General features: G+C 65.9%; 24 protein-coding genes. 22 read left to right on the top strand and 2 right to left on the bottom strand.

What is annotated here, in order from left to right; translation table 11 throughout:
• The first annotated feature begins 1 nt into the window (after position 1).
• Both ACZK4Z_RS12555 and ACZK4Z_RS12550 read left to right on the top strand, forming a co-directional pair.
• A complete protein-coding gene (locus ACZK4Z_RS12555; RefSeq protein WP_430372150.1) occupies positions 2–4,726 on the top strand; it encodes an RHS repeat-associated core domain-containing protein in 4,725 nt (1,574 codons plus the stop codon).
• 89 nt (positions 4,727–4,815) lie between these two features.
• A complete protein-coding gene (locus ACZK4Z_RS12550; RefSeq protein WP_049409431.1) occupies positions 4,816–5,211 on the top strand; it encodes a hypothetical protein in 396 nt (131 codons plus the stop codon).
• A 49-nt stretch (positions 5,212–5,260) separates the two neighbouring features.
• On the opposite strand, the gene ACZK4Z_RS12545 is transcribed toward ACZK4Z_RS12550, so the two are convergent.
• A complete protein-coding gene (locus ACZK4Z_RS12545; protein ID WP_430372148.1) occupies positions 5,261–5,635 on the bottom strand; it encodes a hypothetical protein in 375 nt (124 codons plus the stop codon).
• 603 nt (positions 5,636–6,238) lie between these two features.
• Here ACZK4Z_RS12545 and ACZK4Z_RS12540 point away from each other — a divergent pair.
• A complete protein-coding gene (locus ACZK4Z_RS12540) occupies positions 6,239–6,568 on the top strand; it encodes a hypothetical protein (RefSeq protein WP_010485292.1) in 330 nt (109 codons plus the stop codon).
• On the opposite strand, the gene ACZK4Z_RS12535 is transcribed toward ACZK4Z_RS12540, so the two are convergent.
• The gene (locus tag ACZK4Z_RS12535; RefSeq protein ID WP_019337817.1) at positions 6,562–6,966 is read right to left on the bottom strand and encodes a hypothetical protein; all 405 of its coding nucleotides are present in this window, start codon (positions 6,964–6,966) and stop codon (positions 6,562–6,564) included. The two genes, ACZK4Z_RS12540 and ACZK4Z_RS12535, sit on opposite strands and share 7 nt — an antisense overlap.
• Before the next feature lie 194 nt (positions 6,967–7,160).
• Here ACZK4Z_RS12535 and moaA point away from each other — a divergent pair, with 194 nt between their 5' ends.
• The 19 genes from moaA (at position 7,161) to ACZK4Z_RS12440 (ending at position 26,922) form a co-directional block, all read left to right on the top strand.
• Entirely contained in the window at positions 7,161–8,141 is a 981-nt protein-coding gene (gene moaA / locus ACZK4Z_RS12530; protein WP_010485296.1) for a GTP 3',8-cyclase MoaA, read from the top strand.
• Between the two features lie 8 nt (positions 8,142–8,149).
• Positions 8,150–9,145 (top strand): bifunctional molybdenum cofactor biosynthesis protein MoaC/MoaB, encoded by a 996-nt coding sequence (moaCB, locus tag ACZK4Z_RS12525; RefSeq protein ID WP_049397971.1) that lies wholly within the window; start codon positions 8,150–8,152, stop codon positions 9,143–9,145.
• A complete protein-coding gene (locus ACZK4Z_RS12520; protein WP_430372615.1) occupies positions 9,145–10,398 on the top strand; it encodes a molybdopterin molybdotransferase MoeA in 1,254 nt (417 codons plus the stop codon). The genes moaCB and ACZK4Z_RS12520 overlap by 1 nt, the downstream gene beginning before the upstream one ends.
• Positions 10,398–10,658 (top strand): MoaD/ThiS family protein, encoded by a 261-nt coding sequence (locus ACZK4Z_RS12515; RefSeq protein ID WP_019337814.1) that lies wholly within the window; start codon positions 10,398–10,400, stop codon positions 10,656–10,658. Before ACZK4Z_RS12520 ends, ACZK4Z_RS12515 begins: the two co-directional genes overlap by 1 nt.
• A gap of 3 nt (positions 10,659–10,661) precedes the next feature.
• Positions 10,662–11,162, top strand: coding sequence for a molybdenum cofactor biosynthesis protein MoaE (locus ACZK4Z_RS12510; protein WP_430372613.1), 501 nt, complete (start codon positions 10,662–10,664; stop codon positions 11,160–11,162).
• Between the two features lie 36 nt (positions 11,163–11,198).
• Positions 11,199–11,741, top strand: coding sequence for a molybdenum cofactor guanylyltransferase (mobA, locus tag ACZK4Z_RS12505; RefSeq protein ID WP_430372611.1), 543 nt, complete (start codon positions 11,199–11,201; stop codon positions 11,739–11,741).
• Positions 11,738–12,103 carry a DUF7009 family protein gene (locus ACZK4Z_RS12500; protein WP_010485308.1) on the top strand — a complete coding sequence of 122 codons (366 nt, stop codon included), beginning with the start codon at positions 11,738–11,740 and terminating at the stop codon, positions 12,101–12,103. Before mobA ends, ACZK4Z_RS12500 begins: the two co-directional genes overlap by 4 nt.
• 144 nt (positions 12,104–12,247) lie before the next feature.
• Positions 12,248–13,666: a NarK family nitrate/nitrite MFS transporter gene (locus tag ACZK4Z_RS12495; protein ID WP_019337810.1), complete on the top strand. Its 1,419-nt coding sequence runs from the start codon at positions 12,248–12,250 to the stop codon at positions 13,664–13,666.
• A gap of 72 nt (positions 13,667–13,738) precedes the next feature.
• Complete coding sequence (locus ACZK4Z_RS12490; RefSeq protein WP_143993732.1) at positions 13,739–17,482, top strand: nitrate reductase subunit alpha; 3,744 nt, start codon at positions 13,739–13,741, stop codon at positions 17,480–17,482.
• On the top strand, positions 17,482–19,026 hold the full coding sequence (narH, locus tag ACZK4Z_RS12485) for a nitrate reductase subunit beta (protein ID WP_143993733.1): 1,545 nt from the start codon (positions 17,482–17,484) through the stop codon (positions 19,024–19,026). The genes ACZK4Z_RS12490 and narH overlap by 1 nt, the downstream gene beginning before the upstream one ends.
• Positions 19,026–19,706, top strand: a complete 681-nt coding sequence (gene narJ / locus ACZK4Z_RS12480; RefSeq protein WP_171954407.1) for a nitrate reductase molybdenum cofactor assembly chaperone — start codon at positions 19,026–19,028, stop codon at positions 19,704–19,706. Before narH ends, narJ begins: the two co-directional genes overlap by 1 nt.
• Positions 19,703–20,410 (top strand): respiratory nitrate reductase subunit gamma, encoded by a 708-nt coding sequence (gene narI, locus ACZK4Z_RS12475; protein ID WP_010485313.1) that lies wholly within the window; start codon positions 19,703–19,705, stop codon positions 20,408–20,410. The genes narJ and narI overlap by 4 nt, the downstream gene beginning before the upstream one ends.
• 3 nt (positions 20,411–20,413) lie before the next feature.
• The gene (locus tag ACZK4Z_RS12470; RefSeq protein WP_019337807.1) at positions 20,414–21,313 is read left to right on the top strand and encodes a peptidylprolyl isomerase; all 900 of its coding nucleotides are present in this window, start codon (positions 20,414–20,416) and stop codon (positions 21,311–21,313) included.
• 24 nt (positions 21,314–21,337) lie between these two features.
• Positions 21,338–22,669 (top strand): MFS transporter, encoded by a 1,332-nt coding sequence (locus ACZK4Z_RS12465; RefSeq protein ID WP_143993735.1) that lies wholly within the window; start codon positions 21,338–21,340, stop codon positions 22,667–22,669.
• 142 nt (positions 22,670–22,811) lie between these two features.
• Positions 22,812–24,026, top strand: coding sequence for an oxygen-independent coproporphyrinogen III oxidase (locus ACZK4Z_RS12460; RefSeq protein ID WP_010485316.1), 1,215 nt, complete (start codon positions 22,812–22,814; stop codon positions 24,024–24,026).
• Between the two features lie 11 nt (positions 24,027–24,037).
• The gene (locus ACZK4Z_RS12455; RefSeq protein WP_010485317.1) at positions 24,038–24,814 is read left to right on the top strand and encodes a helix-turn-helix domain-containing protein; all 777 of its coding nucleotides are present in this window, start codon (positions 24,038–24,040) and stop codon (positions 24,812–24,814) included.
• A gap of 19 nt (positions 24,815–24,833) precedes the next feature.
• Entirely contained in the window at positions 24,834–25,577 is a 744-nt protein-coding gene (gene modA / locus ACZK4Z_RS12450) for a molybdate ABC transporter substrate-binding protein (RefSeq protein WP_019337805.1), read from the top strand.
• A 3-nt stretch (positions 25,578–25,580) separates the two neighbouring features.
• The gene (modB, locus tag ACZK4Z_RS12445) at positions 25,581–26,264 is read left to right on the top strand and encodes a molybdate ABC transporter permease subunit (RefSeq protein ID WP_019659885.1); all 684 of its coding nucleotides are present in this window, start codon (positions 25,581–25,583) and stop codon (positions 26,262–26,264) included.
• On the top strand, positions 26,254–26,922 hold the full coding sequence (locus tag ACZK4Z_RS12440; RefSeq protein ID WP_049409457.1) for an ATP-binding cassette domain-containing protein: 669 nt from the start codon (positions 26,254–26,256) through the stop codon (positions 26,920–26,922). The genes modB and ACZK4Z_RS12440 overlap by 11 nt, the downstream gene beginning before the upstream one ends.
• The last annotated feature ends 41 nt before the right edge of the window (positions 26,923–26,963 follow it).

Raw genomic sequence — 26,963 nt, 5'->3', positions numbered from 1 at the left:
GATGTTGGAACGACTGAAGACCATTTCGTGTGCCGTGCTGGCGATTGTTGCCGTCGGCGGCTTCGCCCCTGCCGTGGCACAGGCGCAGGAAAGCAGGATCACCTGGCGTATTTCGCAGCCCGGCGGCGATGCGACTCAATACAAGACCCAGCAGGCGGCGGTGGCTGCCATCAAGAACCTGCCCGCACCCAGCCCGTTCCCGCCGGAGTTCCAGTTCGGCTGGCAGTACGTGGACAAGATCAAGTCGAAAGTCGTGGACTTGAACGGCAACACGTCGATCACCTACTGGATGGGGAAGGCGCAACCCTCCGATCCAGACTGGACCTATCTGAGTACAGAAGAGTTTTCGACGGAAGAGGCGATGGTTGCGAGCTTCCTCGCGGAAGTCCAGTCAAGCAACCCTGTCTGTCCGGGTGCTGCTGTCACACCTCAAGGCGACTGGTTCTCTGGTACGCCGGAAACGGAAGGCGTTGTGGAGTCGAGGTTCTATCAGATCACTCATATGATCGGGCAGAACACGGCCGAATCGCCTTGCGCTCCCTACGTGAGCCAGATGGCCTTCGGACGCAAACGCCGCCTTGATTGCCCTGTTCCTCTTACGCAGTGGTCCAACAAGCACAACGCCTGCGTCAGCGAAGAGTTCGTTGCCACCATCACTTCCAAGTCGCAGAAGTGCGACAAGGACGGTGGCAATGGTAGTTGCCCTTTGACGGGCAGAGATAGTGCTTCTGAGTTCGGCATGGATATGAGCCCAGTTGCCCGAAATGAGCCGGAAACGGATGGTGGCGCCTGCGACGGCAATGTCGGCAACCCCTGCGATGTCAAGACCGGTGAAAAGTATGAGATCGCGCGGGACTTCGATCTTGGCTGGATCGCACTGACGCGTTTCTATCACTCCGGCATCTCCACGTCCTCCGGTGGCTTCGGTTATGGCTGGACCCATTCGCTGGGCGCCCACCTGGCACTGGATGGCGTTGACAGCGTTGGCATCATTGAAAGCACCGGTTTCCAGCGGGCGTTCAAGAAGATCGGCCAGGCCTATGAGGCGGACGACGACAGTGGCGATCGTCTCGTCCAGAACGGCAACTGGACACTGTATTCGGCGGGCTCCATCTCGATCTTCGGCGCGGACGGGCGTCTGACCGCCAAGCGCTTCCCGGATGGCACGTCGCTGACCTACATCTACGACGACAGCGACCGCCTTGCGGCCGTCACCCACAGCAGTGGCCGCACGCTGGAGTTCGTCTATCAGTCCAACGACTATGAGGCGCTGATCAGTTCGGTGCTGGTCGAGGGCATTGCGCTCGCCACCTACACCTACACATCGCAGAACCAGGTCGCCACGGTGACCTATGCGGGTGGTGGTGTGCGGACGTATCACTACGAGAACCAGGACTTCCCCCAGCACTTGACCGGTATCACCGCCGAGGACGGTCGCCGCTACAGCACCTTCAGCTACGATTCCATCGGTCGTGTGATCTCCAGTCAGCATGCCGGCGGTGCCGATGGTGTGACACTGGCCTACAGCCCCAACGGCGGTGCAGTCGTGACCGACGCGCTGGGGCGGCAGACCGACTACACCCTGACACCCGGAGGCGATAGCGCTCCGTCGCGCAAGGTGACCGGCCTGACGGATTCGCAGGGAACGGTCAGCCGAACCTACTACGACCAGAGTGTCGACTTCCGCCGGCGTCTGGATACCTACACCGATCGCCGCGGTATCCAGACCAGGCACACCTATGCGCAGGGCACCGATCCGGTGAGCAGTCGCGCCGTCAGCATCCATACCGTGACCGAAGCGGTCGGCTTGCCCGAACAGCGTGTGGTGACCACCGCGCGCGACATCGAAACCAATGCGGTACTGACCACCCGGATTGGCAGCCGCGAAACCCGCACGGCCTTCAATGCCCGGCGCCAGCCAACGACCAACACGGTAACCGACACCGCGTCCGGCCAGACGCGCATCACCAGCTACACGTACTGCGAAGCCGCTGATGTGGCAGCGGCAGGCAGCTGCCCGGTGGAGGGGCTGCTGAAGAGTGTGGATGGCCCGCGCACGGATGTGGCCGATGCCGTTACCTATGCCTATTACTCGGCGGATGATGCAGGGTGCGCGACCGGAGGTGCCTGCAGCTATCGCAAGGGCGACCTGCGCAGCGTGACCAATGCGCTGGGCCAGACGGTCGAGACCTTGGCCTACGACGCTTTCGGGCGGCCGTTGTCGGTCAAGGACGCCAACGGCGTGGTGACTGATTACACCTACCATCCCCGCGGCTGGCCGACCTCCATCACCGTGCGCGGCGCGACCACTGCCGAGGATCGGGTCACCCAGCTGAGCTACTGGCCAACCGGCCAGGTGCAGAGAATCACCGAGCCGGATGGCAGCAGCGTGTCCTACGTCTACGATGCGGCGCTGCGCTTGACCGACATCGAGGACAACGCCGGCAACACGATTCACTACACGCTGGACAACGCCGGCAATCGCCTCAAGGAAGACACGCTCGATGCAGGCGGTACCCTGCGCCGTACCCTGGCACGGACGTTCAACACACTCGGCCAGCTGACCGCACTGAAGGACGCAGGCAACCACGCTACCGGCTTTGCCTACGATGCCAACGGCAACCCGCAGACCGTGACCGACGCCCTGCAGCGCGTGACCAGCCAGCAGTACGACCCGTTGAACCGCTTGGCGCAGACCCTGCAGGATGTCGGCGGCGTGGCGGCGGAGATCCGCAGCCAGTACAACGCGCTGGACCAGGTCACCCAGGTCACCGACCCGAAAGGCCTGCATACGACCTATGCCTACAACGGTTTCGGTAATCTGACCGGGCAGGTCAGCCCGGACAGTGGCGCCAGCAGCTTCACCGTCGATGCGGCAGGCAACCGCAAGACAGCTACCGATGCACGCGGCGTCACCGCCACCTATCACTACGATGCACTCAACCGCCTGAGCGGCATCGCCTATTCAGACCCAAATCTGGACGCGGGCTACAGCTATGACGTGGCGCCTGCCGCCTGTGCCGCCGACGAGCGCTTCGCCAAGGGACGGCTGGGGCAGGTGCTGCACGCCAATGGCAGTACCCAGTACTGCTATGACCGTTTCGGCCAGGTCACCCGCAAGGTACAGACCGTCAACGGCGTTGCCAGCACGCTGCGCTACGCCTATAGCAAGTCGGGCCGCCTGACCGCGTTGACCTACCCCGACGGCAGCGTGGCCGACTACGTACGCGACACCCAGGGCCGCATCAGCCAGATCGGCCTGACCCGGCCCGGCCAGGCACGCCAGATCGTGGTGAACAACGTGACCTATGCGGCCTTCGGCCCGGCGACGGGCTGGACCTATGGCAATGGCCGACAGCTGCAGCGTCCGCTGGACCTGGACTATCGCCCGCAGGCGGTACACGACCCGGCCGCAGGTGGCCTGTCGCTGGGCTATGGCTACGACCCGGTCGGTTCGATCACCGAGCTGAAGAACGGCACAGGCTCAACGGTACTCGCCAAGTACGCCTACGACACGCTGGGCCGCCTGACCCAGACCCAGGACGGTACGACCGGCACGCCGATCGAAACCTATGCCTACGACGCCACCGGTAATCGGACCGCGCTGACCACGTCGGCAGGCACCGCCAGCTACACCTATCCCGCAACCAGCCATCGCCTGACTGCGGTGGATGGCGAAGCGCGCACCCATGACGCGGTGGGTAACACCACCAGCATCGGCAGCAAGACGTTCACCTACAGCGATGCCAATCGCATGAACGCGGTGAAGCAGGGCAATGCCGTACTTGAAAGCTACGCCTACAACCATCGTGGGGAGCGCGTGCTGCGCACCCCGACCGGTGGAACTGCCCAGATCACGCTGTACGACGAAGCAGGGCAGTGGCTGGGCAACTACTCAGCCACGGGCCAGGCGCAGCAGCAGGCCATCTGGCTGGACAACTACCCGGTGGCGCTGATCAATGTGCCGAGTACCGGCGTGCCGGAGCTGGCCTACGTCCAGCCGGATCATCTGGGTACGCCACGTGTGGTGATCGACCCAGTGCGGAATGTCGCGATCTGGGAGTGGAGCAACAAGAGCGAGGTGTTCGGTAACCAGATCCCGAGTGCTGACCCGGATGGTGACGGTGTGGCGTTCGAGCTGGCGCTGCGCTTCGCCGGGCAGCAGGCGACGGATGCGAGTGGGCTGTTCTACAACTACCAGCGCGAGTATGACCCCGCAGTGGGGCGGTACTCGCAGAGCGACCCACTCGGGCTGAGCGCGGGGATGACGACTTACGCATACGTATCGTCGGGTCCGCTTGGTGCTGCTGATCCGTTTGGTCTGTGCGAGGATGATCACGTCTACCGCATTGATCGATTCAGTCTCTGCTCTCCGCAGTCCGCATTCAGAGCTGCGAGAGTGGTAAGTGCTCCAGGTGCGCCACCGGCCCGAGAGGGGTTCACTCCGGACGTTGAGCTTGTCGGGAACGGTGGACGAAACCACATTACTCAGTGGGTGGACTCAAAGAACATGACGATCGTAAATTCAACCCGTCCGGGCCATCAGTTCCATCCGGGTACGGTATCGTGGAAGGTGGCGCCTGGGCCGCTGGGAATCGGGTCGCAGATCACAATCGTGGGCGAAGGATCCGGGCCCAATCCGATACTCAACGATGCGCTTGGTTTCCTGATTTTTGGTCCGGCGGCGACATTGGCCGCAACGCTTTGCATCGTTGGGCCACGTTGATGGTAAAGCTCCTGACAGTGGTACTTCTGATTGGAGTGGGACTTGGATTATCCGATGGCGCATGCGCCATCGGAAAACGGCCCTTCAAGATGATCCAGTTCTGCGTGCACGACCAAGAGGGCCTGGATCTGTTCAAACAGACCCTCCGCGCTATCGCCAAGGACGAAGGAATGCAGTTCTTCGATGGCAGCGCGGAATTGGATCGGCAGCTCGCCAAGTCAAAGGTCGACGTGAAGCGTCCTGTCGTCTACGTCGGAGTCAAGCGGGAAGATGGCTCCGGAATGGAGGCGGGGAACCTCGGATTGGATCGCTTCGAAATAGCCATCGGCTTCTCTGAAGGGAGGAAGCCTGCCGAGGCCCAGTCATTTTCTTCCCGTGTCGAACGCACCTTGGCCGAGCGCTGGAATGTACTCGCGATTCCACCGGACAAGGGCGCTACGCCGCTGGCATGTCGGGCGGGCAGGCCACAATCGGTCGCGCGATGAAAGAGCCTATGTCGGATGATGGAGGGAGCAGTCTGATCGTCCACTGCCATCACGGGTCGACCTGCAACCGCCCCACCGCCTGCGCGCACAACGACTGGCAGGCCATGACCAATCCCTCCATCACCCGGTCGCCCACGTACTCTTCCGGTTCGCCGTTCTGCCGCGTGCGTTCCGCCGCCAGCAGCATTTCCAGCACCACCCGCAACCCGTTCAACGCGCAATCGGCATCGGCCAGGTCCAGGCAGCGGCCGGGCAGTTGATGCCGCTCCGGCCAGGGCTGTCCGTCGGCCGCCGCACCGGAGCCGATGCGGTGGAGATTGGCAATGAAGGTGTTCCTGTCCACCGCAGGCGCAGCCTGTGGCGAACCGTCGTCGCCGGCGGTGCTGCGGTAGGCGTGCAGATGCGGGAAGTCCGATTCGTTCATGGCGAGGCTCCGTGCAGGGCAATCGGTAGCCGCCACCCGAAAGGTGGCGGGCGGTACGTGGTTCGAATCCGGGTTGGCCTCAAGCCGGCGGGCGCGAACGCCCCCAACGCACCGCCCGCCATAGCCGGCAGACGGATTGCCAGCCGGCGCCACGCATGGTGACGCCGGCTGGCAAGCGCACTTACTCAAGGCCAACACGGGATTCGAAGCCCGGCCACCCTTTTCCGGTGGCACGCCATCTGAGCCCTTGGCGCTGTGCAATGCCAATCAGAAGAGTTGCAAAGATCACTCGATTGGAGACGCTTTCGGCATTCTCCCACGCTGTTAAGCACTGCCAGCACAGGCTGGCGCGGTGATCCGCCCGCACCGTGCAATCTGCGACAGGTGTCGAGGTTGGAAGGAGGAAGGGGGCGGGTGGGGAGGGGCGATGGCGACAGGGATAACAGGACCGGTAGCGCCGGGCCACGCCCGGCGAGCCGACGGCGCATGAACATGGAGGATTCCGCCGGGCATGGCCCGGCGCTACCGATTCCGTTGTTCCTTGACGTTCCCAGCCACCAAGCGCAGGCTTGTTCAGCACGTTTCCTAAACAGAAGGAGACTTATGACCGCGACCGCTTCGCTGCACCCAACCCCCGACACTCAGGGCCGTTCCCGCCTTTGGAGTGTTTTCTGGCTGCAGGGCGTCATTCCCAGCAATATTCTGTGGGCGGTGGCCCTCTGGGCCCTGGCCAACCAGCGCACCCCGCTGCTGCTGGGGGTATTTGCCGTGCTGCTGCTCTATACCGGCTGGATCATCCCGGCGGTCTGGCGGGCGGCGCCCGCCGCGCACAACCCCAACCTGGGCGTGGCGGCGCGCGGGCTGACCGTGGCCTGGGGGCTGAACACTGTGCTGGTGATCTTCTTTCTGACCCTGCAGCTGGTGGCTCAATAGAACTGAACAGGCTCGCCGCCCCGGTCGAAGGCGGCGAAGCGGCCGATCTGACCGTCGTGGATGGCGTTGACCATCAGCTTCAGCGGGCGCGCGGCTTCGTCGCTGTTGGGTGCGAAACCACCTCTGCCATCCAGTGCCGCCACGAACACCAGGTCCCAGTCGATGCCGGTGGTGGTCGACTCGGCCGCCAGCGCCTGGAAGCTGGGCACCTCGTCCGGCAGCTTGTCCACGCACAGCACCGGCGACAGGGTGCCGCCCTCGCGGCGGTCATGCCGGTCGCGCTGGTCACCGGTGGGCGATTCGGGCAGCTCAGCGCGCACGAATACGAACAGCAAGCGTTGCGGTTCAGCCTGCTGGCCGGCGGCATGCAGCAGTTGCTGGAAATCGTTCATCATCATGAGGGTTGTCACACGCCCGCTGCACGGAAAGCCGCATGCTGCCATAACGCCTGCCGCGCGGGGCCGAAGACGATTGATTTAAGTCATGCCCATGGAACTGAAGGCCGCGTACTCTGGCAATCGTTCCAGCAGGCGAGGGTATCCGGGCCGTTCCGGGCACAGGCAAGACGGTGGAGCAACAAGGTGGACCAGCCATGAGCCAACTCACCGACGGTTTCGGACGCAGCTTTCCGTACCTGCGCCTGTCGTTGACCGAAGCCTGCAACTTCCGTTGCAGCTACTGCCTGCCCAACGGTTACCAGGCCGATGGCCGCCCGCGCTTCCTGCAGGTGGATGAAATCGCGCGTCTGGTGCGTGCGTTTGCCGCGCTGGGCATGAGCAAGATCCGCCTGACGGGTGGCGAGCCCAGCCTGCGCAAGGACCTGGATGAGATCATCGCCACCGTGGCGGCGGTGCCGGGCATCCGCAAGGTGGCCATCACCACCAACGGCACGCTGCTGCCGCGGCGCCTGCCGGGGTGGCACCGCGCCGGCCTGACCGCGCTGAACGTGAGCATGGACAGCCTGCAGCGCGAACGCTTCAGGACCATCACCGGGCATGACCGCCTGCCGGAGATCGAACAGGGCCTGGCCTTGGCGCAGGCGCTGGGCCTGCCGGCGATCAAGCTCAACGCGGTGCTGCTGCGTGGCCTGAACGACGACGAGCTGCCGCAGTGGATGGACTACCTGCGCGATCGTCCCTTCAGCGTGCGCTTCATCGAACTGATGCGCACCGGCGACAACGAAGCCTATTTCCAGCGCCACCACCTGCGCGCCGACGTGGTGATCGAGCAGCTGCTGGCGGCTGGCTGGCACGAACGGCCGCGCGCCGCCGATGCCGGTCCGGCGCGCGAGTTCGGCCACCCTGACCATCGCGGCAGCATCGGCATCATCGCCCCGTATTCGCGCGACTTCTGCAAGGGCTGCAACCGCCTGCGGGTGACCGCCAAGGGCGACCTGCGGCTGTGCCTGTTCGGCGAGTTCGGCGTGCCGCTGCGCCCGCTGCTGCAGAGCGACGACGACCATGACGCGCTGCTGGCACGCATCACCACACAGCTTGGCCTGAAAGCGGCCGGGCATGGACTGCACCAGGGCCAGACCGGGCTGACCCCGCACCTGGCCTCCATCGGAGGATGAGCAACACGATGAGTGGGGAATTGAATGCGGCCTTCCATATGGCCGATGTCCGCGACAAGCGCATCACCCGCCGACGTGCGGTGGCGGTGGGCGAGCTGCATGCCGGTCCAGTGGCCTATCCGCTGATCGTCGAGCGCCGCCTGCCCAAGGGCGATGCGCTGGTGATGGCCGAGATTGCCGGCCTGCAGGGCGCCAAGATGGCCTCGATGCTGATGCCGCTGTGCCATCCGCTGCCGCTGGAACTGGTGCAGGTGTTCTGCACGCCGGTACCGGAACGGCAGGCGATCCGCGTGTGGTGCGAGTGCGCCAGCGAGGCGCGCACCGGCGTGGAGATGGAGGCACTGGCCGGCGTCAACGCGGCGCTGCTTACCCTGTACGATCTGAGCAAGCCGGTGGAACCGGCCCTGCGCATCGAAGGCATCCGCCTGCTGTTCAAGGAAGGCGGCAAGCGCGGTGTCTGGCTGCACCCCGACGGCATGGACGATGCCGAGCGCACGCGTTTCAAGCCGCGTGCGCCGAAGGGCCTGGAGGGCGCGGCCTGCGCGGTGATCACGCTGAGCGATCGCGCCAGCGACGGCACCTATGAGGATATCTCTGGCCCGACCCTGGTGACCGGCCTGAAAAAGCTGGGCGGCGAGGTGGTGGCCGCTGAGGTGTTGCCCGATGGCATCGAGCCATTGGCGGGCCGCCTGCAGGCCTTGGCCGCCGAGGGCGTGCGCCTGTGCCTGTGTACCGGTGGTACCGGGCTGGGCCCGCGTGACCTGACCCCGGAGGCGCTGCGTTCCCTGAACGCGCGGCCGGTACATGGCCTGGCGCAGATGGTGCGGGCACTGAGTGCACAGCACACGCCGATGGCCTGGCTGAGCCGCGCCGAGGTGGTGCAGCTGGGCAACATGCTGGTGTTCGCACTGCCCGGCAGCCCGAAGGCGGCGGCGCAGTGCCTGGACATCCTGGCGCCGGTACTGGGCCATGCCCTGGCGATGGTCGAGGGTGGTGGCCACTGATGATTGCCTACAGCGAAGCCCTGCAGCACCTGCTGGACGCAGCCACGCCGCTGCCGGCCGAGCGCCTGCCCCTGCATGAGGCCGGCGGCCGTACCCTGGCCAGTGACATCCACAGCGGGCAGTCGTTGCCGCCGTTCGACAACTCGGCGATGGACGGCTTCGCGCTGCGCGCCAACGGCGCGGCGTTCGAGGCCGGTACCGAATTCGCGGTGCAGGGCTGGCAGGCGGCCGGCGATGCCGGCGCCGAAGGCGGCGAGGGTGCATGGGAAATCATGACCGGTGCACGCATGCCGTCCGGGCTGGATACGGTGGTGCCGGTCGAGAACGTGGAGATCCTCGCCAGCGAGGAGGGACGCCCGACCCGCATCGCCTTGAAGGCATCGGTGAAGCCGGGCCAGCATGTGCGCCTGCGCGGCCAGGACGTGAGCGAAGGCGAGCGCGTGCTGCAGGCCGGGCAGGTGCTGGATATCAATGCGCGCACCCTGCTGCATGCCATCGGCGTGGGCCAGGTGGCGGTGGTGGCGCGGCCGAAGGCGGCGGTGATTGCCACCGGCAAGGAGCTGGTGACCGAGGCGGCGCAGACGCTGGAATCCGGGCAGATCCGTGACAGCAACCGGCCGTACCTGGTCGGCCGCCTGCTGGCCGCCGGTGCCGAGGTGGTCTGGCAGGGCACGGTGGGCGACGACGTGGCCGCGTTCAATGCGGTGCTGGATGAAGCGCTGGCCGCTGGCGCGCAGGTGCTGATCAGCACCGGTGCGGTGTCGGCCGGCCGCTACGATTTCGTTCCCGATGCGCTGCGCGGCCGTGGTGCGCGCATCGTCTTCCACAAGGTGGCCATCCGCCCGGGCAAGCCGCTGCTGTTCGCGGTGCTGCCCAATGGCGCACTGTACTTTGGCCTGCCGGGTAACCCTGTGTCGGCGGCCGTGGGCCAGCGTTTCTTCGTCGAGCCGGTGCTGCGCCGCCTGTTGGGGCTGGCGCCGGAGCTCATGTTGCAGCTGCCGCTGCAGGCCGACGTGCGCAAGCCGCCGGGCCTGCGCTTCCACGCGCGTGCGCGGGTGGAAATGGACGGGGAGGGGCGCCTGAGTGCGCGCGTGCTGTCCGGGCAGGAGTCGTTCCGTTTGATGTCCATGCTGCAGGCCAACGCCTGGGTGGTGCTGGAGGGTGAGGGTGACCTGGCCAGCGCCGGCACCTACGTGCGCGTGCAGGGCTGGGGTCACCACGAACCGGTGCAGCTGGTGAGCCAGGAGTCATGATGAAACAGGTGAATCTGCAGTTGTTCGGTGCGTTTTCCGATCTGGATGCCAGTCGCGAGATCGCCGTGGATGTAGCCGGTGGCACCGTGGCCGATCTGCGCCAGGCGCTGCGCGAGCTGCTGCCGCTGCGTTGGCCGGGTTTCCGTGCCGGCCTGCTGGATTATTCGGCGTTTGCCGACCAGCAACGCGTGCTGCGCGATCACGAGGCGCTGCCCGACGATGGCCGGGTGGCGATCCTGCCGCCGGTGAGCGGGGGCTGAGCGATGAACGAGAAGATCATCGCGAAGGTGGTGGACCGCGCGCAGGCGGCGATCGATCCGGCCGAGGGCATCGCTGCGGTCTCTGATCCGGGCTTCGGTGGCATCGACGTGTTCATCGGCAAGGTGCGCGACGTCAACATCGGCCGGCCGGTGACCGGGATCACCTACGACCTGTTCGAGCCGCTGGTGTTGAACGAGTTCAAGCGGTTGGCCGCCGAGGTCGAGGCGACGTTTGGCCCGAAGCTGATACTGTATGTGGCCCATGCCAAGGGCCGGTTGGGCATTGGTGATGTGGCGGTGGTGGTGGCCGCCGGCAGCCCGCACCGGGACGAGGCGTTCCGCGCCTGCCGGCAGTTGATCGAGGTGGTCAAGCACCAGTGCCCGATCTGGAAGCAGGAGCATTACGAGGACGGCGACAGCGCGTGGAGCGAGGGTTGCAGCCTGTGTCACGTGGACAGCGAACCCGGACATGCCGATGACCATGCGCATGATCATCAACATTGATGCCGACGCAGCCACGCATGGCGTGGCTCTACTGCGATGAGCATCAACGGCATCGTACTGGCCGGTGGCCTGTCCAGCCGGATGGGTCGCGACAAGGCACTGCTGCCGTGGCAGGGCCGCACGCTGCTGGAACACATGCGTGGCCTGTTGATGCAGGCTGGCGCCGAACGGGTATGGGTAAGCGGTGACTATCCGACCTTCGGTGGCATCCCCGATCAGGTTGCGCGCTGCGGCCCACTGGGAGGGTTGCACAGCGTGATGCAGCAGATGCCCGACAGCCCGGCCTGGGTGGTAGCGGTGGATACGCCGTTGCTGGCGCCACGGCTGCTGCAACGGCTGGCTGCCGAGGGGCGGGGCGCGTGCACGATCTTTGACGGGCATCCCTTTCCCATGCTGTTGAATGTGGACAATGCCACTCGTAGCGTGCTGGCCGCGATTCTGGATGATGCGGAAGGGCCGCGCTCTGTACAGGCGTTCCAGCGTCGCCTGCAGATGCACGTGCTGGCGCTTGAAAGCGTTGACGAAGCCTGCCTGGTCAACTGCAATACCCCCGAACAATGGGAGGATGTTGCGTCATGAAAGTGCAGTTGCAGGACCAATCGGTACGGCTTCGCCTGGATGAGGCCGAACTGGCGCGCCTGCTGGCCGGTGAATCGGTCGAGAACATGACCCGCTTCGGCGGTATCGAGGGCTGGGGCATGGCGGTCTCGCTGCATGGCGGCGATCAACCGGTACTGCTCGATGGTGGCACCTTCTGCCGCCTGGTACTGCCGCGCTCGGCAGTTGAGGCCTTGGCGGCACGGCTGCCGTGCCGGGATGGCCTGCCATTCGACATTGCCCTGGAAGATGGCAGCCAGCTTCAGCTGCAGTTCGATGTAGACGTGCGCGATAGCGTGCGCCAGCGCGGAGTCACGCGCCGCAATACCGCTTCATCGATTTGACATTTGTCAGGGGCAGGGTGGAAACCGGCTCCTGATTGATCCAGATCAACCCCGTCGTAGTTGCTGCACGGCCTAATGGCTGCATGACGACGGGTCACAACTTGAAAGCAATACCCACGTCATTCCACAGCCTTGGAGCCATGTATGACCGTCGGTAGCGATCCTGTTGTCCGCAGCACTGCCCGTCCGGGTCGCGTCATCAGCGACTGGACGCCGGAGGACCCCGGCTATTGGGAGCGCACCGGCAAGCGGGTTGCCACCCGCAACCTGGTCATTTCGATCCCCTCGCTGCTGCTGGCCTTCTCGGTCTGGGTGCTGTTCTCGGCGGTGTCGATCAGCCTGCCGAAGATCGGCTTCAACTTCAGTACCGACCAGCTGTTCTGGCTGGTGGCGCTGCCCAGCCTGTCCGGCGCAACCCTGCGCATCTTCTATTCGTTCGTGATCCCGATCTTCGGCGGCCGCCGCTGGACCGCGCTGTCCACCGCGTCGCTGCTGGCGCCGACGCTCTGGCTCGGCTTTGCGGTGCAGGACCCGGCCACGCCGTACTGGGTGTTCGTGGCCATCGCGATCCTGTGCGGCTTCGGCGGCGCGAACTTCTCGTCGTCGATGTCCAACATCTCCTTCTTCTACCCCAAGCAGAAGCAGGGCCTGGCGCTGGGCCTGAACGCCGGCCTGGGCAATGTGGGCGTGTCGGTGGCGCAGGCGGTGATCCCGCTGGTCATCACCGTAGGCGTGTTCGGTGCGCTGGGTGGTGCACCGCAGCCCGCGGTGGAGGGTGGGGCACCGCTGTTCCTGCAGAACGCCGGCTTCATCTGGGTGCCGGCCATCGCGCTGTGCGCCATCGCGGCCTGGTTCGGCATGAACGACCTGACCAGCGCCCGCTCGTCGTTCTCCGAGCAGGCGGTGATCTTCCGCCGCAAGCACAACTGGCTGATGTGCTGGTTGTACATCGGCACCTTCGGTTCCTACATCGGTTTCTCGGCCGGCTTCCCGATGCTGGTGAAGAGCCAGTTCCCGGACGTGAACCCGCTGGCCTACGCCTTCATCGGCCCGCTGCTGGGCGCGCTGATGCGTTCGGTGGGCGGCAGCATGGCCGACCGCTGGGGTGGCGCCCGCCTGACCTTCTGGGTGTTCGCGCTGATGATCGCGGCGGTGTTCGGCGTGCTGCACTTCCTGCCCAGCCATGGCCAGGGCGGCAACTTCCATGGCTTCCTGCTCAGCTTCATGGCGCTGTTCGTGCTCAGTGGCATCGGCAACGGCACCACCTTCCGCATGATCCCGGTGATCTTCCGCACCCTGCATGAGCGCTGGTCGGCCAACGACAACGCCGAGGGCAAGGCCACGGCCGCACACCAGGCCAGCATCGAGTCGGCCGCGGTGGTCGGTTTCTCCGGTGCGATCGGTGCCTACGGCGGTTTCTTCATTCCCAAGAGCTACGGCTCGTCCATTACGTTGACCGGCAGCCCCGACATGGCGCTGTACGGATTCGTTGTTTTCTATGTCACCTGCCTGGCCGTGACCTGGTGGTGGTACTACCGGCGCGGTGCCGAGACACCCTGCTGACGACATGAAAACGCACCGCAGCCAGATGACACACACAGCCACGATGCCGATGTCCGCAAAGGGAGATCCCCGATGAGTTATTTCCTCGATCGCTTGCAGTTCTTCAAGCGTGACCCCCAGACCTTTGCCGATGGCCATGGTTTTGCCAAGAGCGAGGGCCGCGACTGGGAAAACAGTTACCGCGCCCGCTGGCAGTACGACAAGATCGTACGTTCCACACACGGCGTGAACTGCACCGGCTCCTGCAGCTGGAAGATCTACGTCAAGAACGGCCTGGTCACCTGGGAAACCCAGCAGACCGATTACCCGCGCACGCGCCCGGACCTGCCCAACCATGAACCACGTGGCTGCCCGCGTGGCGCCAGCTATTCCTGGTACCTGTACAGCGCCAACCGGCTGAAGTACCCGCTGATCCGCGGCACGCTGCTGCGCCTGTGGCGCGAAGCCCGCAAGAGCAAGGCCCCGGTCGATGCCTGGGCCAGCATCGTGGAGGACAAGGAGAAGGCGCGCTCGTACAAGACCCGCCGCGGCATGGGTGGCTTTGTGCGCCTGCAGTGGGAAGAGGCCAACGAGATCATCGCCGCCTCCAACCTGTACACGGTGAAGCAGTACGGCCCGGACCGCGTGGTCGGGTTCTCGCCGATTCCGGCGATGTCGATGGTGTCCTACGCTGCCGGTGCGCGATACCTGTCGCTGCTGGGTGGCGCCTGCCTGTCCTTCTACGACTGGTACTGCGACCTGCCGCCGGCCTCGCCGCAGATCTGGGGCGAGCAGACCGACGTGCCCGAGTCGGCCGACTGGTACAACAGCCGCTACATCATCGCCTGGGGTTCGAACGTGCCGCAGACGCGTACGCCCGATGCGCACTTCTTCACCGAGGCGCGCTACAACGGCACCAAGACGGTGGCGATCTGCCCGGACTATTCCGAGCTGGCCAAGCTGACCGACCACTGGCTGCACCCCAAGCAGGGCACCGACGCGGCGCTGGCCTTTGCCTTCGGCCATGTGATCCTGCGCGAGTTCCATGTCGATTCGCCCTCGCAGTATTTCCAGGACTACTGCCGCCAGTACTCGGACATGCCGATGCTGGTGCGCCTTGAGCGCCGCGACGATGGCCGCCTGGTGGCGGGCCGCTTCCTGCGTGCCAGTGAGCTGGGCGGGCTGGGTGAAGCCAACAACCCGGACTGGAAGACCCTGGCCTACGACGAGAACAGTGGCCAGATCGTGGTGCCCAATGGCTCCATCGGTTTCCGCTGGGGTGAAAAGGGCCGCTGGAACATCGAAGAGAAGGCCAGCAATGGCGCCGACACACGCCTGCGCCTGAGCTTGTCCGACGCCAACGACGGCATCGAGGCGGTGAGCTTCCCGTACTTCGGTGGCATTGAAAGCGACGGCTGGACTGCCGCGCCGGCCGAAGACGTACTGGACCGCAACATTCCGGTGCGCCGGCTGGTCACGGTCGACGGCGGCGAGACGCTGGTGGCCACGGTCTACGACCTGCTGCTGGCCCAGTACGGCGTGGACCGTGGCTTTGGCGGCGGCAACGTGGCATCGAGCTTCGATGACATGGTGCCGGGCACGCCGGCGTGGCAGGAGCGCATCACCGGCGTGTCGCGCGCCGAGGTGATCGAGATCGCCCGCGAGTTCGCGCGTACCGCCGACAAGACCCATGGCCGTTCGATGATCATCGTCGGCGCGGGCATGAACCACTGGTTCCACAACGACATGAACTACCGCGGCCTGATCAACATGCTGATCATGTGCGGTTGCGTGGGCCAGACCGGTGGCGGCTGGGCGCATTACGTGGGCCAGGAAAAGCTGCGCCCGCAGACCGGCTGGCAGCCGCTCGCGTTCGGGCTGGACTGGAGCAAGCCGCCGCGCCACATGAACGGCACCTCGTTCTTCTACTTCAACACCGGGCAGTGGCGCTACGAGAAGCTGCAGGTGGACGAGCTGCTGTCGCCGCTGGCCGATGCCAGCAAGTACGGCGGCAGCCTGGCTGACCTGAACCTGCGCGCGGTGCGCATGGGCTGGCTGCCGAGCACCCCGCAGCTCGACCGCAACCCGCTGCAGCTGGTACGCGAGGCCGAAGCGGCCGGCGTGGCCCCGGCGGACTACGCGCTGGGCAAGTTCAAGGACGGCTCGCTGGACTTCGCCTTCGCCGACCCGGACGCCAGCCAGAACCACCCGCGCATGATGTTCATCTGGCGCTCGAACCTGCTCGGTTCCTCGGGCAAGGGCCATGAGTACATGCTGCGGCACCTGCTGGGTACGCGCCACGGGCTGCAGGGCAAGGACCTGGGCGAAATGGGCGCAGTGAAGCCGCAGGAGGTGAAGTGGCGCGACGAGGCGCCGGAAGGCAAGCTGGACCTGCTGGTCACGCTCGACTTCCGCATGTGCACCACCGCGCTGTACTCGGACATCGTGCTGCCGACCGCGACCTGGTACGAGAAGGACGATCTCAATACCTCGGACATGCACCCCTTCATCCACCCGCTGTCCAAGGCGGTGGACCCTGCGTGGGAATCGCGCAGTGACTGGGACATCTTCAAAGAGGTGGCCCGCACCGTGAGCGAGATGGCGCCGGGCGTGCTGGGTGTGGAGAAGGACCTGGTGCTGGTGCCGACCCTGCACGACACCCCCAACGAGCTGGGCATGCCGTTCGGCGTGGCCGACTGGAAGAAGGGCGAGTGCGAGGCCATTCCGGGCCAGACCATGCCGTCGATGACGGTGGTGGAGCGTGACTACCCGAACCTGTACCGCAAGTTCACCTCGCTCGGCCCGCTGCTGGACAAGCAGGGCAACGGCGGCAAGGGCATGAGCTGGGATACCAGGCACGAGGTCGAGTTCCTCGGCAAGTTGAACCACACCGTGCACGAAGAAGGCGTAAGCCAGGGCCGCCCGGCCATCTCGACCGCGATCGACGCGGCCGAAGTGATCCTGCATCTGGCGCCGGAAACCAACGGCCACGTGGCAGTGAAGGCGTGGGAATCGCTGGGCACCTTCACCGGCCGGGAGCACACTCACCTGGCAGTGGGCAAGGAGCACGAGGCGATCCGCTTCCGTGACATCCAGGCACAGCCGCGCAAGATCATTTCCTCGCCGATCTGGTCGGGCCTAGAAGATGACAACGTCAGCTACAACGCCGGCTATACCAACGTGCACGAGCTGATTCCGTGGCGCACGGTGACCGGTCGCCAGCAGTTCTACCAGGACCACGAGTGGATGATCGACTTCGGCGAGGCCTTCATGAGCTACCGGCCGCCGGTCAACACGCGCACGGTGGAGCCGCTGCTGAACCAGCGCCCGAACGGCAACAAGGAGATCGTGCTGAACTGGATCACCCCGCACCAGAAGTGGGGCATCCACAGCACCTACAGCGACAACCTGATCATGCAGACACTGTCGCGTGGCGGCCCGATCGTGTGGATCAGCGAGGACGACGCGCGCAGTGCCGGCATCGTCGACAACGACTGGATCGAGCTGTTCAACGTCAACGGCGCGATTGCCGCGCGTGCGGTGGTCAGCCAGCGCGTGATGCCGGGCATGGCGATGATGTACCACGCCCAGGAACGCATCATCAACGTGCCGGGCTCGGAGATTTCCGGCACCCGTGGTGGTATCCACAACTCGGTGACCCGCATCGTGCTCAAGCCGACCCACATGATTGGTGGCTACGCGCAGCTGGCCTACGGTTTCAACTACTACGGCACCTGCGGCACCAACCGCGACGAGTTCGTGATCGTGCGCAAGATGGACAAGATCGATTGGCTTGATGGCGAGGCCGTACCGGCCGTTGCCAAGGAGGTGGTGTGATGAAGGTCCGTGCACAGATCGCGATGGTGCTGAACCTGGACAAGTGCATCGGCTGCCACACCTGCTCGATCACCTGCAAGAACGTCTGGACCTCGCGCGAGGGTGTCGAGTACGCCTGGTTCAACAACGTTGAAACCAAGCCGGGCATCGGCTATCCGAAGGAATGGGAGAACCAGGAGAAGTGGAACGGCGGCTGGGTGCGTACCGGCAGCGGCAAGCTGGTGCCACGCGCTGGCGGTCGCTGGCGGATGCTGGCCAAGATCTTCGCCAACCCGGACCTGCCGCAGATCGACGATTACTACGAGCCGTTCGACTTCGACTACCAGAACCTGCACACCGCCAAGGACAGCCAGCACCAGCCGACCGCGCGCCCGCGTTCGCTGATCAGTGGCGAGCGCATGCAGAAGATCGAGTGGGGCCCCAACTGGGAGGAGATCCTCGGTTCGGAGTTCAGCAAGCGCTCGCGCGACTACAACTTCGACCAGGTGCAGAAGGAGATCTACGGCGCCTTCGAGAAGACCTTCATGATGTACCTGCCGCGTCTGTGCGAGCACTGCCTGAACCCGGCGTGCGTGTCGGCGTGCCCATCAGGCGCGATCTACAAGCGCGAGGAAGACGGCATCGTGCTGATCGACCAGGACAAGTGCCGTGGCTGGCGCATGTGCGTGTCGGCCTGCCCGTACAAGAAGATCTACTACAACTGGAAGAGCGGCAAGTCGGAGAAGTGCATCTTCTGCTATCCGCGCATCGAGATGGGTGAGCCGACCGTGTGCTCGGAAACCTGCGTGGGCCGCATCCGCTACCTGGGCGTGATGCTGTACGACGCCGATCGCATCGCCGAGGCCGCCTCGGTGCCGGCCGAGAAGGACCTGTACCAGGCCCACCTGGACATCTTCCTGGACCCGAACGATCCGGCGGTGATCGCCGCCGCGCGCAAGGAGGGCATCCCGGACAGCTGGCTGGAGTCGGCCAAGCAGTCGCCGGTGTACAAGCTGGCCATCGACTGGAAGCTGGCGCTGCCGCTGCACCCGGAATACCGCACGCTGCCGATGGTCTGGTACGTGCCACCGCTGTCGCCGATCCAGTCCGCCGCCGAGCGTGGCCGTGTGGGCATGAGCGGCGAACTGCCGGACGTTGCGTCGCTGCGCATCCCGATGCGCTACCTGGCCAACCTGCTGACGGCCGGTGACGAGGCACCGGTGGTACGCGCGCTGGAACGGCTGATGGCCATGCGTGCCTGGCGCCGGGCCAAGAACGTGGACGGCGTGGAAGACACCGCGGTACTGGAGCAGACCGGGCTGAGCATCGCCCAGGTGGAGGAGATGTACCGCTACCTGGCCATCGCCAACTACGAGGACCGTTTCGTGATTCCGACCGGCCACCGCGAGTACGCCAACGATGCCTTCGGCGAGCGCGGCGGCTGCGGCTTCACCTTCGGCAACGGCTGCAATGGTGACAGCCCGGCCGACCTGTTTGGCCAGCGCAAGAGCACCACCTTCGTGGTCGACAACGGTCCCAACCACCGCCGCAAGGAGGTGGTCTGATGAGCGTGCTCAAGCTGGTCGGGGTGTTGCTGGACTACCCCCGCGAGGAACTGTGGGAGCACGGCGAGGAACTGCTCGCCGCCTGTGACGACCCGGCGCTGAACGCCACCCGCCGCCAGCAGCTGCGCAGCTTCGTGCAGCAGCTGCTGGCCACCGATGCGCTGGATGCGCAGGCGGCGTGGCTGGCCAGTTTCGACCGCGGCCGCTCGATGAGCCTGCTGCTGTTCGAGCACATCCATGGCGAGTCGCGCGACCGCGGCCAGGCCATGGTCGACCTGGTCGAAACCTACCGCCGCAACGGCTTCGAACTGGATGCCCGCGAGCTGCCGGACTACCTGCCGCTGCTGCTGGAGTTCCTGGCCCATCGCCCCGGCAGCGAGGCCCGCGAGTGGCTGCACCACATCGGCCATATCGCCGGGATGCTGGCGGCGCGTGCCGCCGAGCGTGAGCTGCCGCACCGGGCGCTGTTCGAGATCCTGGTCGAAGCCGGTGATGGCAAGGCCGATCTGCAGGCGCTGCGCCAGCGTGCCAGCGAGGAAGTCCGCGACGATACCGCCGAGGCCATGGATCGCTTGTGGGAGGAGGAGGCGGTGCGCTTCGGCGCCGAAGCCCCCGCCGAAGACTGCAAGCCGCCCGTGCGTTCGCCGGCCCGTCCTTCGCATCGAGAGGTCCAGCCATGAGTTACTCCCTGCATCAATTCGCCTTCCAGTACTACCCGTACATCGCCGTGGCGGTGCTGCTGATCGGCAGCTGGGCCCGCTATGACAAGGCCATGTACACCTGGCGCACCGGCTCCAGCCAGATGCTGTCGGACAAGGGCATGCGGATCGGCAGCAACTGCTTCCACATCGGCATCCTGGCCATCCTCGGTGGCCATCTGGTCGGCCTGCTGACCCCGCACGCGGTGTACGAGCACTTCATCACCTCCTCGCAGAAGCAGATGCTGGCGATGGTGGTTGGTGGTGTGTTCGGCGCACTGTGCTTCATCGGCATCAGCATCCTGCTGGTACGCCGCCTGTTCAACGCGCGCGTGCGGGCCACCGGCAGCTTCGGTGACACCCTGGTACTGGTGCTGCTGTTCGCGCAGCTGTGCCTGGGCCTGTACAGCATCCGCATCTCGTCCGGGCACCTGGACGGCGGGGTGATGGTGCAGCTGGCCGAGTGGGCGCAGCACATCGTGACCTTCCGCGCCGGTGCCGCTGATTACATCGAGGGCGTCAGCTGGGTCTACAAGATGCATATCTTCCTGGGCCTGACCCTGTTCCTGATCGCGCCGTTCACCCGCCTGGTGCACGTGTGGAGCATTCCGATCAGCTACCTGTGGAGGCCCTACCAAGTGGTGCGCCGCCGCCAGGCCACGCTGCGCTACGGTCCGCGGGAGTAAGCCATGGGCAGCCTGCCGAAATTCCTGCCGATCACCGTGATCGACTCCGCTGCGCCGGTTCCCGCCGAGGCGCATTCGCACCACCATGACGCGGCAGCGCAGGGGCCGCGCTCGCTCGGGCAGCCGGCACCGTGCCGGCTGTTCGTGGACGAGACCGCGATCAGCGAGGCTGACATCGCCCGCGAGATGCAGCACCACCGGGCGATGCGCCCGGAGCAGTCTCGTGCTGAAGCGGCACGTGCACTGGTGGTGCGTGAGCTGCTGCGCCTGGAAGCGCAGCGGCTTGGGCTGCAGGCGCCGGAGGGCAACCGGGTAAGCGACGAGGAAGTGCTGATTCAGCAACTGCTGGAAGATGCGATCGAAGACCGCGTGCCGACCGATGAAGACTGCCGCCGCTACTTCGAGCAGAACCCGGAGCGCTTCCGCTCGCCCGACCGCGTGCGCCTGCGCCATATCCTGCTGGCCGCGCCGGCCGACGACGTGGCTGGGCGCTTCGCCGCACGTACCGAGGGCGAGCGGCTGGTCGGGCTGCTGAAGGAGTCGCCGCACCTGTTCGCCGATTTCGCCTTGCGCCATTCGCGTTGCCCATCCAGCAGCGAAGGCGGCGACCTGGGCTGGCTGCAGCGCGGGCAGACCACGCCGGAGTTCGACCGCCAGGTGTTCCGCCTGCGCGAGGGCCTGGCCGGTTTCCCGGTGGAATCACGCTGGGGCTACCACGTGGTCTGCGTCGATGCCCGCGAGGAAGGCCAGCCGCAGCCGTTCGAGGCGGTGCTGCCGCAGCTGCGTGACTACCTGGAGCTGCAGGTGCGCCAGCGTGAAGTGCAGGCCTACCTGCTGCAGCTGCAGGAACGCTACCCGGTGCGCGGGCTGGATGAGATCGAAGCCGAAGCGGATATCGGCTGAACCCCCCTTGAACCAGGAGAATTCATGAACCAGGCTCTTGCCCCCGCCAGTGCCGGGCAGCAGCAACGTGCGCTGTGGCTGAGCACGTTCGCCTTCACCGTGTGCTTTGCGGTGTGGATGATCTTTTCGATCATCGGTATCCAGATCAGTCAACAGCTCGGCTTGAATGACACCCAGTTCGGCCTGTTGATCGCCACCCCGGTGCTGACCGGCTCGGTCAGCCGGGTCTTCCTCGGCATCTGGTCCGATCAATTCGGTGGCCGCAAGGTGATGGTGCTGGTGATGCTGTGTGGCGCAGTGGCCACCTGGATGCTGACCTATGCGCAGACCTACACCCAGTTCCTGACTGCCGCGCTGTGCGTGGGCATCGCCGGCGGCAACTTCTCGGTGGGCGTGGCCTACGTCTCCAAGTGGTTCCCGGCCAGCAAGCAGGGCACCGCGCTGGGCATCTTCGGTGCCGGCAACATCGGCTCGGCGGTGACCAAGCTGCTGGCGCCGCTGGTGATGGTGGCGGCCGGCTGGACCATGGTCGCCAAGGTCTGGGCCGTTGCGCTGGCCGTCACGGCGGTGCTGTTCTTCCTCTTCAGCAAGGAAGACCCGTCGCTGGAGCAGCGCCGCCGCGAGGGCGTGAAGCCGGTGCCGTTCGCCGAGCAGATGGCGCCGCTGAAGAACCTGCAGGTCTGGCGGTTCTCGCTGTACTACTTCTTCGTGTTCGGCGGCTTCGTGGCGCTGGCGCTGTGGCTGCCGCACTACCTGGTGGGCGCCTATGGCATGGACGTGGGCCACGCCGGCATGTTGGCGGCGTGCTATTCGATCCCGGCCAGCCTGTTCCGCGTGGTCGGTGGCTGGATGTCGGACCGGATGGGCGCGCGCCGGGTGATGTACTGGACCTTCGGCGTGTCGGCCATCTGCACCTTCCTGCTGGCCTACCCGGATACCGAGTATGTGGTGAAGGGCATCCATGGCCCGATCCACTTCCATCTGGCCATCGGGGTGGTGATGTTCACCGTGCTGGTGTTCGTGCTGGGCTTCTTCATGTCGTTGGGCAAGGCCGCAGTCTACAAGCATATTCCGGTGTACTACCCAAAGCACGTGGGTGCGGTGGGCGGCGTGGTCGGCATGATCGGTGGCCTGGGTGGCTTCATCCTGCCGATCGTGTTTGGCGCGCTGAATGACGCGGTGGGCATCTGGAGCAGCTGCTTCATGCTGCTGTTCGTGCTGGTGGCGGCTGCACTGGCGTGGATGCACTTTGCGATCCGTCGCATGGAACGCCGCCACTTCCCGCAGATCGACCGCGAAACCGATCTGCCCGAAGCCATCGATGCGGCCGCCGCCGAGCGGGTGCGCGGCGGGTGAAGGTGTTTGCCGGCCAGCGGCCGGCACTACCAAATGGTGGGTGAAGGGGTAGTGCCGGTCGCTGGCCGGCAGCCACCATCAGATGCGCCGCGCTTGATTTCAATCAGGGCCACGCGAAGAGGAACGCCCGAAGATGTCTGCCATGAGCTTCCACGTTGACGAGAGCGAGGACACTGCGCTGCAGGCGGCATTGCTGCGGCAGCCCCGGCACGTGCTGTTTCCGCCGGCTGACCAGTTCAGCACCGGCTTTGGCGAAAGCGGGTGGCGCGCCGCCGTGCGCGCCAGCAACGAGCACCTGATTCCGCGTGGCTTGACGCTCGGCTTCCAGGCCGGCCGTGGCGGACGCGATGCGCCACCGCAGGCGTATCTGGATACCCTGCTGCTGGCGCTGCGGCTGCAGGCCGACGCGCTGGCCGAGGACCGTGAAGTGGTGGCGATGGTGCTGCAGCTGGGGCTGGCCGAGACGTTGCCGCCGCCGCAGCTGGGCCAGCTGCTGGATGCGGTGCCGCAGCACCTGCGCACCGTGGCGCGGCCCCAGGTGGAGGTGCGGCTGGACGCAGGCAGCGCGCTGGCGCCGGCGCAGCTGCGTGCGGTGGGCTGCACCCGCTTGAACGTGATCGATCGTGCCGATGCACCGGGGCCGACCCTGCTGGCACAGGCGCGACAGGTGGGCTTCACCGCGCGCTACTACCAGTTGCGGGTACCCGGCAGCGAGGACGCCGGCTTCATTGAACGGCTGCACGAGGTGCTGGCCGAGGCGCCGGAGCGCATCCTGCTGCCGGCGCCGTGTGCGCTGCCGGAACATCCCTCGGCCGTCCATTGGCTGCAGGCCTGGCGCCTGCTGCGCGCTGCGGGTTATGAACCGATCGGTGGCGATCACTATCAGCGCGGCGATCTGCCGAACCCGCACGGTCCGGGCGATGGCCAGCGCCATTGCGATCTTGCCGGTGTGCCACGCCGCGACCGCAGCGATTTCATCGGCCTTGGGCTGTCCGCCTGCAGCCAGATCGGCGAGGTGTTCTACCGGCTGGAGGACGAACTGGGCGAATGGCGTGCGCGGCTGCAGGCCGGGCACATGGGCGTGTCTGCCGGGTTGATCCTGTCCGAGGACGAGCGGTTGGTGGCCGAAGTGGCGCAGAGCATCGCCTGTGACCACGCCCTCGATGCAGCTGCCTTCGAGTGGCGCAACGATGAACCGTTCGAGGAATGTTTTGCCGAACAGCTGCCCGCGTTGTCGCCGTTGCTGGCACGCGGCTGGGCGCAGTGGGATGCGCGCGTACTGCGCCTGGCCGAAGAAGGGCGCCTGCTGTGGCGTATGATGGCCGCATGCTTCCGGCCGGCGGCCGCCATCGCTTGAGTCTTGCCCCGATGTCTTCAATTCCGCCTTCGCAGGGCCGTCTCGGCCGGGCCACACCCAACCCCGCCGCCGCCGATGATGGCGACGCACTGCACTTCTGCAGCACCTGTGCGTTCTCCGACGCATGCATGTCGCAGGGTTACGACAAGACAGCACTGGGCGATCTGCACGTGCTGGTGGACCATGTCGGTCCGTTCCATGCGGGTGACTACATTTTCCGCGCTGGCGAATCGTTCGATTCGATTGCTGCGGTGCGCGCTGGCATGGTCAAGACCTTCGTCGATGACAGCCAGGGCAACGAGCAGGTGCTGGGCTTCAGCCTGCCGGGTGAAGTGATCGGCCTCAACGCGATCCACGGTTCACGCTTTCCCTGCAATGCGGTGGCGCTGGACACCGTGCACCTGTGCCGCATCTCGTTCCCCAAGCTCAGCCTGTTGGCCACCCGCATGCCGGGGCTACAGGCCAAGCTGTTCAGCCTGCTCAGCGCGGAGATCGGCAAGGTCGCGACCCTGGCCGCCAACCACCGTACCGAAGAACGCATGGCCGCGTTCCTGCTGGACATGTCCGAGCGCTACGCGCGGCGCGGCTTTTCCGCCACGCGCTTCAACCTGACGATGGCGCGTACCGAGATCGCCAATTACCTGCGGATGGCGCCGGAAACCGCCAGCCGCGTGCTGCGCCGCCTGAGCGATGATGGGATCATCGCGGTGAAGCAGCGCGAGATCCTGTTGCTGCAGCCCGAGCGCCTGGCAGCGCTGGCGGTGGCCGACGAATCCGATCCGAACTGAACCTGGCCGGGAGCCGACGATGAAGCGAGCTGGACTGTTGTTGCTGGGCCTGCTGGCCACGGTGCCGGCCTGGGCGGCTGAGCTGACGGTGTCGGCGGCATCGAGCCTGACCGAGAGCTTCCGCGAACTGGGCACCGCCTATGAGAAGGCACACCCGGGAACCAAGGTGGATTTCAACTTCGCCGCCTCCGGCGTGCTGCTGCAGCAGATCAGCCGCGGCGCGCCGGTGGATGTGTTCGCCTCGGCCGACGAAACCACGATGGACCAGGCCCAGCAGCAGGACCTGCTGGCGGCCGGTACCCGCGAGGTGTTCGCGGTGAATGCGCTGTGGGTGGTGGTGCCACCGCAGGCCAAGGCCGCGCCGCGTACCTTGAAGGACCTGGCCGGTGCCGGTGTGCAGCGCATCGCACTGGGCAACCCGGACAGCGTGCCGGTCGGCCGCTATGCCAAGGGCGCGCTGGAAGCGGCGGGCCTGTGGCCGTCGGTGCAGGGCAAGGCCATCACCACGCAGAACGTGCGCCAGTCGTTGGACTACGTGGCACGCGGTGAAGTGGATGCCGGCTTCGTCTATGCCACCGATGCGCAGGCGATGCCCAACCGCGTGCGCCGTGCCTTCGCGGTGCCGGTGGCAGGGCGCATTGCCTATCCGCTGGCCGTGATCAAGGCCAGCCCACAGCAGGCGGAAGCCAGGCGCTTCACCGCCTTCTTGCGTTCGGCACAGGGCCAGGCGATCCTGGCCAAACACGGGTTCGGCACGCCCTGAGGCATGGATCTGGACTGGAGCGCATTGGGGTTGTCGCTGAAGGTGGCCGGCTGGGCCACCGCGATCAACCTGGTGCTGGGCGTAGCACTGGGCGCGCTGCTGGCCCGTCGGCGCTTTCCAGGCCGTGAGCTGCTGGATTCGCTGCTGACCCTGCCGATGGTGCTGCCACCAACGGTGCTGGGCTACTACCTGCTGGTACTGATCGGTCGCAACGGCCCAGTCGGTGCATGGCTGCAATCGTGGTTCGGCATCAACCTGGTGTTCACCTGGCAGGCCGCGGTGATTGCGGCGGCGGTGGCCTCGTTGCCGCTGGTGTTCAAGCCGGCGCGCGCGGCGTTCGAGGAAGTGGACGGGCAGCTGGAGCAGGCCGCACGCACGCTCGGAGTGTCCGAAGCGGCGGTGTTCTTCCGCATCACGCTGCCACTGGCCTGGCGTGGCATTCTTGCCGGTCTGTTGCTGGCGTTTGCACGCGCGATGGGCGAGTTCGGCGCGACGCTGATGGTGGCGGGCAGCATTCCCGGCCGGACGCAGACGCTGTCGATTGCCATCTACGAGGCGGTGCAGGCCGGTCAGGATGGCAAGGCCAATGCGCTGGTGATCCTGACCTCGGTGGTCTGCATCGTGATCCTGTTGCTGGCTGCGCGGCTGGTGGGCGGACGTCGCCGGGAGCTGCGTGATGTGGCTTGACCTGCAGGTGCAGCGCCGCCTGCAGGCGGCCGGCCAGGATTTCGTGTTGGACGTATCGCTGCAGTGCACGCAGCGGCAGGTGGTGCTGTTCGGACCCTCGGGTGCCGGCAAGAGCCTGACGCTGAAGGCGGTGGCCGGGCTGCTGCGGCCCGGGCAGGGACATGTGCGCGTGCAGGGGCAGACCTTGTTCGATGCGGCCAACGGCGTGGATCTGCCGCCGCAGCGCCGCCGGCTGGGCTACGTGTTCCAGGATTACGCGTTGTTCCCGCACCTGAGCGTGCGCCAGAACGTGGCGTTCGGGCTGGAGCGCGGGTGGTTGAATCCGCGCGCGCGCCAGCGCTTCGATGCGGTGGAGCAGTGGCTGCACGCATTCCGCATCGACACGGTGGGCGATCTGCTGCCCTCGCAGGTCTCCGGTGGCCAGCGCCAGCGCACTGCATTGGCGCGCGCCCTGGTGACGCAGCCGCAGGCGCTGCTGCTGGATGAGCCGTTCTCCGCACTGGACCACGACCTGCGCCAGCACCTGCGCCAGGAGCTGGAAACCGTGTTGGACCGGACCGGCATCCCGTTGTTGTTGATCAGCCACGACCCGCAGGACGTGGCCATGTTCGGCCAGCAGGTGGCGCGCGTGGTCGACGGCCGCATCGTCGGCGATTGACCGGCGCCTGTAGAGCCGAACCCATGCTCGGCTGCTCTGCG

This window comes from Stenotrophomonas sp. 71799_Sma, from assembly GCF_056482505.1.
The sequence above is the reverse complement of the archived record's forward strand: the minus strand, read 5'-3'. Positions and strand labels throughout refer to the sequence as shown.

Excerpts from the sequence above, each read along its gene's own strand:
- ACZK4Z_RS12555 (WP_430372150.1), top strand. The coding sequence starts at position 2 with ATGTTGGAACGACTGAAGACCATTTCGTGTGCCGTGCTGGCGATTGTT.
- ACZK4Z_RS12550 (WP_049409431.1), top strand. The coding sequence starts at position 4,816 with ATGATCCAGTTCTGCGTGCACGACCAAGAGGGCCTGGATCTGTTCAAA.
- ACZK4Z_RS12545 (WP_430372148.1), bottom strand. The coding sequence starts at position 5,635 with ATGAACGAATCGGACTTCCCGCATCTGCACGCCTACCGCAGCACCGCC.
- ACZK4Z_RS12540 (WP_010485292.1), top strand. The coding sequence starts at position 6,239 with ATGACCGCGACCGCTTCGCTGCACCCAACCCCCGACACTCAGGGCCGT.
- ACZK4Z_RS12535 (WP_019337817.1), bottom strand. The coding sequence starts at position 6,966 with ATGATGATGAACGATTTCCAGCAACTGCTGCATGCCGCCGGCCAGCAG.
- moaA (WP_010485296.1), top strand. The coding sequence starts at position 7,161 with ATGAGCCAACTCACCGACGGTTTCGGACGCAGCTTTCCGTACCTGCGC.
- moaCB (WP_049397971.1), top strand. The coding sequence starts at position 8,150 with ATGAGTGGGGAATTGAATGCGGCCTTCCATATGGCCGATGTCCGCGAC.
- ACZK4Z_RS12520 (WP_430372615.1), top strand. The coding sequence starts at position 9,145 with ATGATTGCCTACAGCGAAGCCCTGCAGCACCTGCTGGACGCAGCCACG.
- ACZK4Z_RS12515 (WP_019337814.1), top strand. The coding sequence starts at position 10,398 with ATGAAACAGGTGAATCTGCAGTTGTTCGGTGCGTTTTCCGATCTGGAT.
- ACZK4Z_RS12510 (WP_430372613.1), top strand. The coding sequence starts at position 10,662 with ATGAACGAGAAGATCATCGCGAAGGTGGTGGACCGCGCGCAGGCGGCG.
- mobA (WP_430372611.1), top strand. The coding sequence starts at position 11,199 with ATGAGCATCAACGGCATCGTACTGGCCGGTGGCCTGTCCAGCCGGATG.
- ACZK4Z_RS12500 (WP_010485308.1), top strand. The coding sequence starts at position 11,738 with ATGAAAGTGCAGTTGCAGGACCAATCGGTACGGCTTCGCCTGGATGAG.
- ACZK4Z_RS12495 (WP_019337810.1), top strand. The coding sequence starts at position 12,248 with ATGACCGTCGGTAGCGATCCTGTTGTCCGCAGCACTGCCCGTCCGGGT.
- ACZK4Z_RS12490 (WP_143993732.1), top strand. The coding sequence starts at position 13,739 with ATGAGTTATTTCCTCGATCGCTTGCAGTTCTTCAAGCGTGACCCCCAG.
- narH (WP_143993733.1), top strand. The coding sequence starts at position 17,482 with ATGAAGGTCCGTGCACAGATCGCGATGGTGCTGAACCTGGACAAGTGC.
- narJ (WP_171954407.1), top strand. The coding sequence starts at position 19,026 with ATGAGCGTGCTCAAGCTGGTCGGGGTGTTGCTGGACTACCCCCGCGAG.
- narI (WP_010485313.1), top strand. The coding sequence starts at position 19,703 with ATGAGTTACTCCCTGCATCAATTCGCCTTCCAGTACTACCCGTACATC.
- ACZK4Z_RS12470 (WP_019337807.1), top strand. The coding sequence starts at position 20,414 with ATGGGCAGCCTGCCGAAATTCCTGCCGATCACCGTGATCGACTCCGCT.
- ACZK4Z_RS12465 (WP_143993735.1), top strand. The coding sequence starts at position 21,338 with ATGAACCAGGCTCTTGCCCCCGCCAGTGCCGGGCAGCAGCAACGTGCG.
- ACZK4Z_RS12460 (WP_010485316.1), top strand. The coding sequence starts at position 22,812 with ATGAGCTTCCACGTTGACGAGAGCGAGGACACTGCGCTGCAGGCGGCA.
- ACZK4Z_RS12455 (WP_010485317.1), top strand. The coding sequence starts at position 24,038 with ATGTCTTCAATTCCGCCTTCGCAGGGCCGTCTCGGCCGGGCCACACCC.
- modA (WP_019337805.1), top strand. The coding sequence starts at position 24,834 with ATGAAGCGAGCTGGACTGTTGTTGCTGGGCCTGCTGGCCACGGTGCCG.
- modB (WP_019659885.1), top strand. The coding sequence starts at position 25,581 with ATGGATCTGGACTGGAGCGCATTGGGGTTGTCGCTGAAGGTGGCCGGC.
- ACZK4Z_RS12440 (WP_049409457.1), top strand. The coding sequence starts at position 26,254 with ATGTGGCTTGACCTGCAGGTGCAGCGCCGCCTGCAGGCGGCCGGCCAG.